The sequence below is a fragment of the Trichocoleus desertorum AS-A10 genome (genome assembly GCF_039962155.1).
Taxonomy (GTDB): Bacteria; Cyanobacteriota; Cyanobacteriia; order FACHB-46; family FACHB-46; genus Trichocoleus.
The window spans coordinates 1-12,450 of the sequence record NZ_JAMPKN010000070.1; the positions used below are offsets into that span (position 1 = coordinate 1).

The following is a 12,450-nucleotide window of genomic DNA, read 5'->3' on the forward strand; positions in this document are numbered from 1 at the left end:
CGGTTTTTTTGAATATGGCGATCGCCATTACGGATACTCTAGGCAAAATCCATGCGGCTCATGTCATCCATAAAGATATTAATCCTGGCAACATTGTCTTTAATCCGAGGACTGGCGTGGTCAAAATCATTGATTTTGGTATTGCCACTCGCTTCAGCCGCACCAATCCCACCTTCAAAAGTCTCTATCTTCTAGAAGGAACCCCCGCCTATTTGTCGCCAGAGCAAACCGGACGAATGAACCGGATGCTTGACTATCGCACCGACTTTTATTCACTGGGTGCAACCTTCTACGAACTGTTGGCGGGACAATTACCGTTTCCCACTACAGATCTCCTAGAGCTAGTCCACTGCCACATTGCCAGACCGCCGACTCCCCCGCATGAATTGAACGCAACGATTCCCCAACCTGTTTCAGATCTGATTTTGAAACTGATGGCAAAGAATGCGGAGGATCGCTATCAAAGTGCTTGGGGCATCAAAGCAGATCTAGAACGCTGTGCCCAGCAACTGGCAGAAGTGGGTTTAATTGAACCGATGCCATTGGGTCTGCAAGATGTTTCCGAGCAGTTCCGCATTCCTCAAAAACTGTATGGGCGAGAAGCGGAGATTGCAGCATTATGGGTGGCGTTTGACAGAGTGGCAGGGAGTAAGGCAGTCCGTGAAATGATGCTGGTCTCTGGTTACGCTGGCGTTGGCAAAACAGCATTGGTACAGGAACTCTTTAAACCGATCACCGCAAAGCACGGCTATTTTATCTGGGGTAAATTTGACCAATTTGGGCGCAATATTCCCTACAGCGCGATCGTCGATGCCCTGCAAAAATTGGTGCAGCAACTCTTGAGTGAACCGGATGAGCAGGTGGAAGTGTGGCGATCGCGCCTGCTCACTGCTCTGGGCAGCAACGGACAAATCATCATTGATGTCATCCCCGAAGTTGAGTTAATCATTGGCAAGCAGTCGCCTATACCCGAAGTTGGAGCAACTGAGGCACAGAATCGCTTCAATCTCACGTTTCAGAGGTTTGTGCGGGCGTTTTGTGCCAAAGAGCATCCCCTAGTCATTTTCTTAGACGATCTACAGTGGATCGATTCTGCGACGTTGAAGTTAATCGAACTCATCTTACTTGATGAGCAAATCCAGTATCTGTTTTTGATCGGAGCCTACCGAGATAACGAACTGACTCCAACGCATCCGTTGGTCTTAACGCTAAAGAGCATGCGAAACCAGAGAGCAGTACTTCAGGAAATCACCCTGACCCCCTTAACCCTGGAACCGTTAACTCAATTGGTGGCTGAGACATTACATCACAATCCTGATACCGTTCGTTCCTTAACCCAAGTTGTGTTGCGTAAAACCGAGGGCAACCCTTTCTTTGTTGGTGAATTTTTGAAGCTGCTGCATAGCGAAAACCTGTTGACCTTTGATGCTCAACAGTTGAGTTGGCAGTGGAACCTGGCTGAGATTGAAGCTCAAGATATCACGGATAATGTGGTGGAGTTGCTGCTGCGTCAGTTGCAGAAATTGCCGGAATCAACACAGCAAGTTCTCTCCATCGCTGCTTGTGTTGGGTCTGAGTTTGATTTAGAAACGTTAGCCATCATTTGCGAAAAATCACCGAAAGCAATTTTTCAGGATTTATTAACAGCAATACAAGCAGGATTAATTCAACCTCTGTCTGACTTGGACGAAGATTTGTTAGTTCAAGAGTATAAGTTTCTGCACGATCGCGTTCAGCAAGCGGCCTATGCTTTGATTGATGATTCGCAGAAACAGGTTGTTCATCTCCAAATCGGTGGCAATTTGCTCGAAAAAACTTCACCAGATCAACGATCCGAGCGGTTGTTTGAAATCATCGATCATCTCAATCAAGGACTTGAGCTAGTCACTGCTCGATCAGAACGAACTGAAATTGCCAGATTGAATTTAATGGCAGGTCAGAAAGCAAAGGCAGCAACGGCTCATGAAGCAGCTTTTAAGTATTTCACGACAGGGCTTAAACTTCTCAATTCAGAGAGTTGGCAGCGTGAGTATGACCTTACCTTAGCGCTGTACTCAGAAGCAGCAGAAGCGGCGTATCTCCAGGGTTGCTTTGATGAGATGGAACAGTTGGTAGAAGTGGTACTCGATCGTGCCAAAACAGTGGTTGATAAAGTGCAGGTTTACCATAGCAGCATTCAAAGATATTTGTCACAGGGCAACCTGAAAGAAACACTCAAAACTGGGTTGGAAGCGTTAAAGCTCTTGGGAATAGATTTAATAGAAAATCCAAGTCAGGCAGATGTTCAAAGGGAATTGGAGTCAACGGCTGCACTACTCGCTGAACGAGAAATCAAAGACTTGACTAATTTACCAGAGATTGCTGCACCAGAACCACTGGCAGCTATAACAATCCTAGCGAATATAGGATCTGCTGCATTTATAACGTTACCAGCACTGTGGATACTGATTATATGCAAAACGGTAAATTTATCAATCAACTACGGTAATACTATCTGGTCACCGATGTATTATGCTGCCTACGGATTTGTTCTATGTGGAGTTGTTCAAGACATTGAACTCGGCTATAAATTTGGTCAATTGGCTCTTAGCTTAGCAGAACGATTGAATACCAAAAGAGGCAAGGCTAGAACCCTAAGGTTTTCGGGTACCCATATCATGCAATGGAAGGTGCATCTTAGGAACATAATACCCATGCTGGCTGATGCCTATCAAAGTGGAGTAGAAACTGGAGACTTTGAATGTGCTGGTTATGCTGCCTATAACGTATGCTATAACTCGTTTTCTGCTGGAGAGGAACTCACCCAACTGGAACAAAAAACAGCAACCTATAGCAAAGCGACCAATCAAATCAGACGGGAAAGCCCCTCGAATTGGCTTGCAATAGTGTGGCAGACTATTCTTAATTTGTTAGATAGGTCTGAGAATCCCAGTCGCTTAGTTGGTCGGGTGTGTAATGAAGAGAAGGCGTTATCACACGCTATTGCAGTTAAAGATGGAACTGTAATTCAAATACTCTATTTACACAAAGTCATACTGTTTTATCTATTTGAAGAACATCATCAAGCTGTACAAACCGTCGTTGTGGCAAGTCAACATTTTGAAGAGGTGTCAGCAATAATAAGTCTACCTATATTCTGTTTCTATCATTCTCTAGCGCTTTTGAGCCTATCACCTGATGCTTCAAACTCTGAAAAAGTAGTTTGGCTAAACTGTGTTAATACCAACCAAGAAAAAATGCAGAAATGGGCAGAGCACGCCCCAATGAATTATTTACATAAATTTTATCTAGTCGAGGCAGAGAAAGCGCGAGTCTTAGGGCAGTTTCTTGAGGCTGAAGAGTTTTATGAACAGGCGATTCAAGGAGCCAGAGAAAATGAATATATCCAGGAAGAGGCGTTAGCATACGAATTGGCTGCAAAACATTATCTAGCGCGAGGTCGGGAAAAGATTGCTCAGCTCTACATGAAAGAAGCACACTACTGCTATGAAAGATGGGGCGCAACTGCTAAAGTCAAAGATTTAGAAAAACGCTATCCACAACTACTTAATTCCAACCTGATTCGGCAATCGAACTCAATCTTGACCGCTAAAACGACTCTTCATCCGACTGCGGCAATCGATTTGGCTGCGGTAATGAAAGCAGCTCAAGCTCTTTCAGAAATAATCCATCTCGATCAATTGATCGCCACGTTAATGCAGGTGGTGATAGAAAATGCCGGAGCCGAAACAGGCGTTCTAGTGCTCCTGGAAGACGATCGACTCACTGTGGTGGCTCAGTGTAGTGGGAGTAGACAGTGCAACCTGGAAAAGATCGCTGTTACTGACTGTGCAACGATTCCTGTCCCCGTCATTTACTCAGTAGAACGTACTCAAGAAACTCTGGTGTTTGATGATGCAGTCAGCGAACCATCTTTTTTGACTGATCCTTACATTCAAAAGCAACAGACGCGATCGCTCCTCTCTATGCCAATTCTCAAGCAAAGTCAGATGATCGGCATCCTTTATCTGGAGAACAATCTCAGTACTGGAGTGTTTACCCGCGATCGCTTACAAGTCCTCAAACTGTTGATGGCTCAGGCAGCAATTTCACTGGAGAATGCTCGGTTATATGAACAGTTAGCAGACTATACCGAAACATTGGAAAGGAAGGTAGAAGAGCGAACTCAATCCCTACAGCAGGAAATTGCTGAACGTCAACAGACCGAAGCCGCATTGAGACAAAGTGAAGCGAATTATCGTAACCTGCTACAAACCGCGAATTCCGTTATCATTCGCTATGATCCGCAAGGACGAATTCGATACATCAACGATTATGGGGTGAAACTCTTGGGCTATGAAGAACATGAGATTTTAGGGCGAACCTTATTTGAAACCATCATTCCAGACATCGAAACCTCTGGACGCGATATGAGACCCATGGTCCACGATTTACTTCGTAATCCTCAATCGTACCCGCAGGGCGAAGGTGAAAATCTGTGTCGAGATGGACGGCGAGTTTGGATGGTTTGGTCGAATCAAGCCATCTTCAATGAACAGGGAGAGGTCGTTGAAATCTTATCGGTTGGCAATGACACCACCCAGCGTAAACAAGCAGAAGAGGCTTTACAAGCTTCAGAGAAAGAGCTGCAAACTTTAATTGCGGCAATTCCCGACCCGTTGTATGTCCTAACTGCTGAAGGGCAAGTACTCGATGCAGTCGAGAGAGAGCCCAATCAGTCATGTAAACCAATCGAGGAGCAGATTGGTAAAACACTGCATCAACTCCTTGTCAAGGAACAAGCCGATGAATTCCTGAGTTGCATGCAGCAGGTGCTGAGAACCCAACAAGCCCTCACCGTTGAATACAGCCACTGGAAAGCTGGACGAGAAATCTGGTTTTCGGTTCGCATTGCCCCGATTCGGCACGAGCAGGTGATTTGGTTAGTGCGAGATATTACGGCGCTGAAGCAAGCAGAAGAAGCCTCAATTTTAGAGGAGCGCAACCGCATGGCACGCGAAATTCACGATACACTCGCTCAGGCGTTTACAGGTATTCTGGCTCAGGTGGGTGCTGCAAAACAGGTGCTCACGGATGATGTAGAAGCAACTGGGGCACATCTAGACCTGATCAAAGAATTGGCACGAACTGGACTGACTGAAGCACGGCGATCGGTCGTCGCGCTGCGTCCTCAGCTTTTGGAAGAAGGCAATTTACAGAGCGCTCTCCATCGTCTCATCGCTCAAATCAGAACTGCCGCAATGGATACTACTTTGCACTATGAGATCGAAGGGGCAGTGTATGCTCTCCCCACTGAAGTCGAGAGTAACCTACTGCGGATGGGGCAGGAAGCATTAACCAATGCGATTAAACATGCCAATGCTGACGAAATTCGAGTGGAGCTAATCTACGATCGCGATCAGGTTTGCTTGCGCGTGAAAGACAATGGACAGGGTTTTGGAGTTGGGAGTATTCCATCCTTTGAGGGTTTTGGCTTACTCGGCATGAGCGAACGGGCAGAGCGCATCGGCGCACAACTGACGATTTGGAGTCAACCTGGACAAGGAACAGAGATTATTGTCACCGTCAACCCTTGAGTGAGCATCACGATGAGCCAAGCCACGCCCATTCGGGTTTTAATTGCGGATGATCACGCCATTTTTCGGCAAGGATTAGCCACGATTATTGACCGTGCCCCAGATATGCAGGTGATTGCCCAAGCCGAAAATGGGGAACAGGCGATCGCGCTATTTGGGGAACATCAACCGGATGTTACACTCATGGATTTGCGAATGCTGGAAGTGGAAGGAGTTGCCGCCATCGGTGCAATTTGTGCTGCTGCTAAATCGGCTCGGATTATTGTCCTGACCACTTACGATAGTGACGAAGATATCTATCGGGGATTGCAGGCAGGCGCCAAAGGATATCTATTGAAAGAAACTGAACCAGACGAGCTTCTGAATGCCATTCGTACCGTTCATCGGGGTCAGAAGTATATTCCGTCCGATGTAGGAGCAAAGTTAGTACAGCGCCTCAGCAATCCAGAACTGAGTGAAAGAGAACTAGCAGTACTCCGCTCACTCGCACAGGGAATGAGCAATGCCGATATTGCGACTGCTTTGAGTATCGGTGAAGGCACTGTCAAATCTCATGTTAATCGGATTTTGAATAAGTTAGATGTCAGCGATCGCACCCAAGCGGTGATTGTTGCCGTCAAACGCGGCATTGTTAGTTTGTAGGATGTACTTTCGATCAAATTCAGCTTCTAACTTAAGTTAGAGTCAGCCTTCTACTTTGCGATCGTACAGTTACTCTATCAATTTGTACTGTAAAAGCGTTAACTCACTATAGACGACGGCTTGAAAGCGATCTCCTATATTGAACTTATTCCGAAAGAAGCTGAGTACTAGAACTGGACACGCCCCAGATAGCTAGGAAAAAACGACATTGATTGAATTTGAATCAAGAAGGAGACAAACCCATGAGCAACACCATCGACACAATGATCGATCCCAATGACAGCGTGCTGCTGCTGATTGATCATCAGAGCGGACTCTTCCAACTTGTGCATGACATTGAACTCCTAGTCCTCCGCGCCAATGCCACCCCAATGCGCGGCATGTGCCGTGCGGAAAAGACCTTACAGGAGTAATGAAATGAAAGGCAATCAAACAATCAATGCAACAGAACAGAGCCGCCGAGACTTTGCTGGGCGCGCTGGCTGAGCAGAGTTTGACGTTATCATCGTCGGTGGCGGATCCGCCGGCGCAGTGCTGGCCAATCGCCTGAGTGCTGATCCATCTCGCCGTGTCTTGCTGATCGAAGCGGGCAAGGCCTATCCCCCAAACGCCTATCCCGACCCAGTCCGCCGCCAGGACCTAGTGGGTGGCGATCCGCAGCACGACTGGGGCTTTTACAGCGAGCCTGGCGTGCTGGGCAGAAGGCTTCAGCTCAACCGCGGCAAGGTGCTGGGTGGCTCGTCTGCCATCAACGGTGCAGTGGCGATGCGGGTGCCGAAATACGACCACGATCGCTGGGCCAAGGCGCATGACCTCGACGCCTTGAACTGGCAAAGCTCGCAGGCCTTCTATCGTTCGCTGGAGCGTACCTCCGGCACTGGCGGCGACGGCCGCGACGGCTGCGTCCCCATCCACCAGCTCGGCGATGAAGAAGTGTCTGACCAGCATCGCGACTTCATCGCGTCGGCACTGGCTGCGGGCTACCAGCGCACATCGGGTTTTACGACGGGGCAGCCGCTGGGCGTTGGTCCCTATGTGATGAATACCCGCATGGGTGTGAGGCTTAACACAGGAATGACCTTGTTGGGCGATGCGGTGCGCGCCCGACCTAATCTGACCATCCGCGACGAGACGCTGGTCGATGCCGTGTTAGTGGAGCATGGCCAGGCCCAAGGCGTCCGACTGGCGGGCGGGGCAATCATCCTAGCCGGTGAAATCATCCTTTCAGCGGGCACCTATGTCAGCCCGGCGATCCTGATGCGTTCCGGCATTGGCCCCTCTGAGGTGCTGCGAGGTCTTGACATCCCGGTCGTGTCCGAGCTGCCGGTCGGTCGCCGTCTACAGGATCACCCGATGGTCCCGACCGTCTGGTCGATTCGCAAGGAAGCAGTAGGCCTTCCGTATCCACCCATAGGGGCAATGCTGTGGACGGCATCCAACCACGCGACGAACGGCGAGGCAGATCTGAACATCAGCACCGCGACCCTGCCCGACGATGGGCAGACTTCCGACGGCGCGATATTCCTGCTGTTCGCTGCGCTCGTGAGACCGCGTTCCGTGGGTTCCCTCACCATCGCCAGCCGCGATCCCTATGCTGCGCCCATCATCGATCTCGGCTTCCTGACGGACAGCAGTGACCGCGAGCGATTGGTCGATGGTGTCGAAGTCATCCGGAACATTGCGCGTCAGCAGCCTTTTGCCGATATGGTGGGTGCAGAACTGGCGCCGGGCGCGGCAAAGAGCGACCGCGCTTCGATCAACGCCGCGCTCGCGACCTCTGTGCAGAGCTATCAGCATCCGACCTCCACTGTACCCATGGGCGGACCGCGCGATGCCGGGGCCGTGGTGGATATTGACGGGCACGTTCGTGGCGTCAAGAGCCTGCGAGTCGTCGATGCCTCGATCTGGCCTGACGTGCCCTCCGTCGCAACGGCTTTCCCGACCATGATGCTGGCCGAAAGCATCGCTGCCCGGATGGCCTAAGAGAAGTACGCAATCAGTGAAAGCAACCCCGCCCGAAAGAGCGATAGCTCTGAGATTTGCCGCAGGGGCAAGTCAACATCATCAACCCCAACTTGGACACAATCACATGAAACAAGATCATCTCACAAGCGACGTCACGCTCGCCACCGCCGCACCCGCACACACGCAAGAGGCTGGCAAGGGTCTGACCGCAGCGCAATTGCTGAAGCGCAGTCTGGACACTTTCCTAGCCAAAGATATTAAGGGCTGGGCTGAACTCTGCGACGAAAACGTCGTCGTCGAATTTCCCTTCGCGCCCGACGTGGCGTCCAGAAAGCTGGTGGGCCGAGCGGCTATCTACGAGTATTTGAAGAACTATCCCAGCGTTATTGACGTGCAGCGGACTCCCACGCTGAAGATCAACTCTACCGATGACCCCAACATGGCTATTGCCGAATGGAGCGTCTCAGGCCGGGTGATCAGTAACGGCAACCCCTATGAAATGAGCTACGCCACGTTTGTGACTGTCAAGAATGGGTTGATCGTCAATTACCGCGAGTACTGGGACCCGATGGCGTTCATGGCAGCCATGAGCGGCGCAAAGTTCTGGTGACCTTGGCGAGTTGCTAAAACCGTTCGTGTTCCTTGACCTAGCCAGTTTTGATGCCACTGTGGGGAACCAAGGGTTCCCCATACACCCGCACTCCGGCATCGCGACGCTGACGTTCATGACTCAAAGTAACTTTCGCTATGTGGACACGACTGGTCAGCAAGGCGTTTTGGCGGCTGGCGGTGTTGAATGGATAAAGGCAGGAAACGGCGTGTGGCACTCGGCACCCCCATTGGCGACACGCAGGTTAAAGGCTTCCAGCTCGGGATCGCCTTGCCCGCTGCGGAAGAAAACACGCCTGCGCAAAGCATCTACCTGGCTCCGTCCGACGTGCCGCAGGAAGGGCCTGTGCGGGCACTGCGTGGGCGCTATGGCGAGGCGCAAAGCACTGGCACAGATGACCTACCTCTCCGTCTCCATACGTCGTAGCCAATGCTTGAATTTCTGTTGACTTTCCATCGCAATATATTCAAAGGAATTTACGTTGATTGGCTACGGATTGTTGCGATCGCGCAGCGTGTGCATAGCACGTATCGCCTTTTCCAACCAATCTAAATAAGTCTGTTCCCGTTGCTTCACTAAGTCCAAAACCAGTCGATGCAGTTTTTGTTCACGCGATGCAGTCGGATTACTCAAAGATAGAGCCTCGATCGCCTCACACTGGGCTAGCTTTTCTTGCCGTGCTTCCAGTTCCTGCTCTAGCAGATACACGATCGCCTCGTTAGGCAACTGAGCCGCCAAATAGAGTTGCACCAGCAATGGCTCTCGCAACACGGGCAACGGATGATGCGTCTGGAGCCATTGGGTTAACTCTGTTTCACCTGCTTTGGTAATTCGGTAAACCTTGCGATTGGGGCGATCGTGCTGAATCTCAACAGTACAGGTAATCCACCCCTGTGACTCCAGTTTGTTTAAAGTCCGATAAATCTGCGCCTGATCTGCTGGCCACAGATGGGAAATGCAATCGTCAAAGCACTCGGTTTTGAGGTCGTAGCCTGTCCGCTCCTGTTGTTGGAGCAGACCCAGAATCACATGGGCAAGAGACATAGGCGGTTTACCGAACGAATAGGGAGGACAAGCCCTACCCATAGAATTTATATCCTTCTATGTTATTATATGATTAATCATATATAAGATAAATCTTATAAATTGTTTGCCTGGAGGCAACTGTATGACAACTCAAACTCAAACACTCCGAACCGTTGCTGGAATCATCAATAGTGTAGAAACGCTTGAAGGAGCAGGCTTCCTGGTGCGTCGTCCCTTTCCTAAGAGCAGTTTCTCTGAGTTTGATCCGTTTCTCCTTCTCGATGAATTGGGTCCTGTGAATCTGAAGCCCGGTCAAGCAAAGGGCGCACCGGATCATCCCCATCGTGGCTTTGAAACCGTCAGCTACGTCCTGAATGGACGGCTGGAACATAAGGACTCGGTCGGTCATGCCGGACTGCTCAATCCCGGTGATGTGCAGTGGATGACTGCTGGGGCAGGCGTAGTGCATTCCGAAATGCCAGAAGCTGAGTTTACCCGCACGGGTGGGCGACTGCACGGCATTCAACTCTGGGTCAACTTGCCGCAGCAGGACAAGATGATTGCTCCTCATTATCAGGAAATTCCATCAGCGCAGATTCCGGTGGCTCAGACCAAAGATGGGTCTGTGACGGTGCGTGTGATTGCGGGAGAAGCGTTGGGGGCGAAAGCGGTGATTGAAACCCGCACCCCGATTATCTACCTGCACTTCACGCTCCAACCGGGAGCAAGCATTGTTCAACCGGTACCGAAAGAGTACAACGCCTTTGCCTATGTCCTCGATGGGGCTGGTTTGTTTAGCACTGAGCAGGAACGGGGTGAGGATGGGCAAATGGTGATTTTTGCACCTGATGGGGAGGAAGTGGCGATAGCCAATCCTACGGATGCCACCCAACCCCTTGATCTACTGCTGATTGCCGGAGTGCCGCTGAATGAACCTGTGGTGCGCTATGGTCCCTTTGTGATGAACACTGAAGCCGAAATCCTGCAAGCGATCGACGATTACCGAAATGGAAGGATGGGACATATTTATGCATAACACGCTTCAACACCGCATGACCCAACATCAACTGCTGACCGATATCCGCATCAAGTTATTGCATTTACATAAACTGTTGTTGGATACAGAGCGTATTCGTTACGAACAGGTGCGCGGGCGGGTTTCTAAAGGTGAATTCCTGCAACTAGTGATCAATCACGATCAATTTGCCTGGTTGCATCACCTCTCAGAATTGATTGTGCAAATTGATGAGTTAATCCACTCGGATGAGCCGATCACCTCTGAGGTAATTGCTGCTCTCATTGCTGATGTTCGGATTCTACTCACACCTGATGAAGCTGGAAATGACTTTGCTGTGAAGTATGATGCGGCGTTTCAACGCAACCCCGATGTGGTGTTAGCTCATGCTGATTTGGTCACACTGCTAGCGACTAAAGTTCAACTATAAATTGAGCAGTTCGTCCAGATTAAATTTAATCTGGACGAACTGCTTTTATGCATTGTGTTTACCGAGTCGTAAGCATTCGCGACGTGTTCAGGTGTTTATTGATTTCCTGATTCAACGATTTGGGAATCCGCCCTATTGGGAGAGAAACGTTTGACTGATCATACTACCTACTCTGATAGTCACTACAAACTGATGTACTCTCAAACAAATCAGTGTGTCCCATTCTAACTTAAGTTATAACCAGCCTTCTACTCTGCGATCGCATAGCAACTCTATCAATCTGTACTGTAAAACTTTTAACTCACTATAGACGACGACTCGAAAGCGATCTTCTATATTGAATTTATGCAAATAGAGATGCAGTCAAGTGATCGAGTAAGTTAATTGCAAGGTTTCCTGTCTGATACGAATGTACAAAGATGAGCGACGATCGTAGCCATAGTTCCTTACTTGTACCTCCTTCAACCCAAGATTGGATGCAAGGTGTGCTGAGTGCTAAGGTCGTGCTGGTGATGTATGGAGACTATCAATGTCCTAGAAGTGCAGACGTTTACAAGCTGATTAAAGCGATCAAACGAGAGCTTAGTGCTGCTTCTGGAGAGGATGATTTATGTTTTATCTTCCGTCATTTTCCACAAACAAAGATTTATCCCCATGCTCAACGGGCAGCCCAAGTCGCCGAAGCCGCCGCCGCCCAAGGAAAGTTTTGGTTAATGAGCGATACTTTATTTGACCATCAACAAAGGTTGGAGAACGGTTATCTTGTCGAGTACGCCAATGATTTAGGGCTCGACATTCCTCAGTTTCTCAAAGAGTTGTCTAAACAAGTGCATATCGATCGCATCAACGAAGATATCGAAGGCGGAATAGACAGTGGAGTAACGACTGCCCCAGCCCTGTTTATCAATAACATTCAATATACCGGACGCTGGAGAATGACAGAGTTAATAACAGCCATTGCTACTACAAGTCATTAAGCTTCTCAATCTTTACTCGCCATCTATGTTTGACTGAGGACAATTTTATGAAATTCAGTCCACGATCGCCCAAAGATGATTTTAAGCAATCGAGGCTTTCAACTCAGACTCATTTTCCCACTGCGCGCTCTCCTAATCATGCTCTTGTTACGGTTGCCCAAGAGGTCGCTGAGCGGCTCCAACAAGTCTATCCTCCTCCATCTGATGAC

At 49.4% G+C, this 12,450-nt stretch carries 10 protein-coding genes; 9 read left to right on the plus strand and 1 reads right to left on the minus strand.

What is annotated here, in order from left to right; all coding sequences use genetic code 11:
• Positions 1 to 14 precede the first annotated feature (14 nt).
• From NDA01_RS29345 to NDA01_RS29370, 6 genes are all read left to right on the plus strand, one after another.
• Positions 15 to 5,576, plus strand: coding sequence for an AAA family ATPase (locus NDA01_RS29345; RefSeq protein ID WP_431193571.1), 5,562 nt, complete (start codon positions 15 to 17; stop codon positions 5,574 to 5,576).
• Positions 5,577 to 5,588: 12 nt separating this feature from the next.
• The gene (locus NDA01_RS29350) at positions 5,589 to 6,218 is read left to right on the plus strand and encodes a response regulator (protein WP_348230795.1); all 630 of its coding nucleotides are present in this window, start codon (positions 5,589 to 5,591) and stop codon (positions 6,216 to 6,218) included.
• Positions 6,219 to 6,460: 242 nt separating this feature from the next.
• Positions 6,461 to 6,631: a hypothetical protein gene (locus tag NDA01_RS29355; RefSeq protein ID WP_431193572.1), complete on the plus strand. Its 171-nt coding sequence runs from the start codon at positions 6,461 to 6,463 to the stop codon at positions 6,629 to 6,631.
• A 91-nt stretch (positions 6,632 to 6,722) separates the two neighbouring features.
• Positions 6,723 to 8,201, plus strand: coding sequence for a GMC family oxidoreductase (locus tag NDA01_RS29360; RefSeq protein WP_348230802.1), 1,479 nt, complete (start codon positions 6,723 to 6,725; stop codon positions 8,199 to 8,201).
• 106 nt (positions 8,202 to 8,307) lie between these two features.
• On the plus strand, positions 8,308 to 8,793 hold the full coding sequence (locus NDA01_RS29365; RefSeq protein WP_348230796.1) for a nuclear transport factor 2 family protein: 486 nt from the start codon (positions 8,308 to 8,310) through the stop codon (positions 8,791 to 8,793).
• Positions 8,794 to 8,851: 58 nt separating this feature from the next.
• Positions 8,852 to 9,241, plus strand: coding sequence for a pirin family protein (locus NDA01_RS29370; RefSeq protein ID WP_431193573.1), 390 nt, complete (start codon positions 8,852 to 8,854; stop codon positions 9,239 to 9,241).
• A 41-nt stretch (positions 9,242 to 9,282) separates the two neighbouring features.
• On the opposite strand, the gene NDA01_RS29375 is transcribed toward NDA01_RS29370, so the two are convergent.
• Positions 9,283 to 9,837: a PadR family transcriptional regulator gene (locus NDA01_RS29375; RefSeq protein ID WP_348230797.1), complete on the minus strand. Its 555-nt coding sequence runs from the start codon at positions 9,835 to 9,837 to the stop codon at positions 9,283 to 9,285.
• A 124-nt stretch (positions 9,838 to 9,961) separates the two neighbouring features.
• Here NDA01_RS29375 and NDA01_RS29380 point away from each other — a divergent pair, with 124 nt between their 5' ends.
• From NDA01_RS29380 to NDA01_RS29390, 3 genes are all read left to right on the plus strand, one after another.
• Complete coding sequence (locus tag NDA01_RS29380) at positions 9,962 to 10,855, plus strand: pirin family protein (protein WP_348230798.1); 894 nt, start codon at positions 9,962 to 9,964, stop codon at positions 10,853 to 10,855.
• Positions 10,848 to 11,264 (plus strand): hypothetical protein, encoded by a 417-nt coding sequence (locus NDA01_RS29385; protein WP_348230799.1) that lies wholly within the window; start codon positions 10,848 to 10,850, stop codon positions 11,262 to 11,264. The genes NDA01_RS29380 and NDA01_RS29385 overlap by 8 nt, the downstream gene beginning before the upstream one ends.
• Positions 11,265 to 11,683: 419 nt before the next feature.
• Positions 11,684 to 12,241: a DsbA family protein gene (locus tag NDA01_RS29390; RefSeq protein ID WP_348230800.1), complete on the plus strand. Its 558-nt coding sequence runs from the start codon at positions 11,684 to 11,686 to the stop codon at positions 12,239 to 12,241.
• The last annotated feature ends 209 nt before the right edge of the window (positions 12,242 to 12,450 follow it).

Excerpts from the sequence above, each read along its gene's own strand:
- NDA01_RS29365 (WP_348230796.1), top strand. The coding sequence starts at position 8,308 with ATGAAACAAGATCATCTCACAAGCGACGTCACGCTCGCCACCGCCGCA.
- NDA01_RS29375 (WP_348230797.1), bottom strand. The coding sequence starts at position 9,837 with ATGTCTCTTGCCCATGTGATTCTGGGTCTGCTCCAACAACAGGAGCGG.
- NDA01_RS29355 (WP_431193572.1), top strand. The coding sequence starts at position 6,461 with ATGAGCAACACCATCGACACAATGATCGATCCCAATGACAGCGTGCTG.
- NDA01_RS29345 (WP_431193571.1), top strand. The coding sequence starts at position 15 with ATGGCGATCGCCATTACGGATACTCTAGGCAAAATCCATGCGGCTCAT.
- NDA01_RS29380 (WP_348230798.1), top strand. The coding sequence starts at position 9,962 with ATGACAACTCAAACTCAAACACTCCGAACCGTTGCTGGAATCATCAAT.
- NDA01_RS29350 (WP_348230795.1), top strand. The coding sequence starts at position 5,589 with ATGAGCCAAGCCACGCCCATTCGGGTTTTAATTGCGGATGATCACGCC.
- NDA01_RS29385 (WP_348230799.1), top strand. The coding sequence starts at position 10,848 with ATGCATAACACGCTTCAACACCGCATGACCCAACATCAACTGCTGACC.
- NDA01_RS29390 (WP_348230800.1), top strand. The coding sequence starts at position 11,684 with ATGAGCGACGATCGTAGCCATAGTTCCTTACTTGTACCTCCTTCAACC.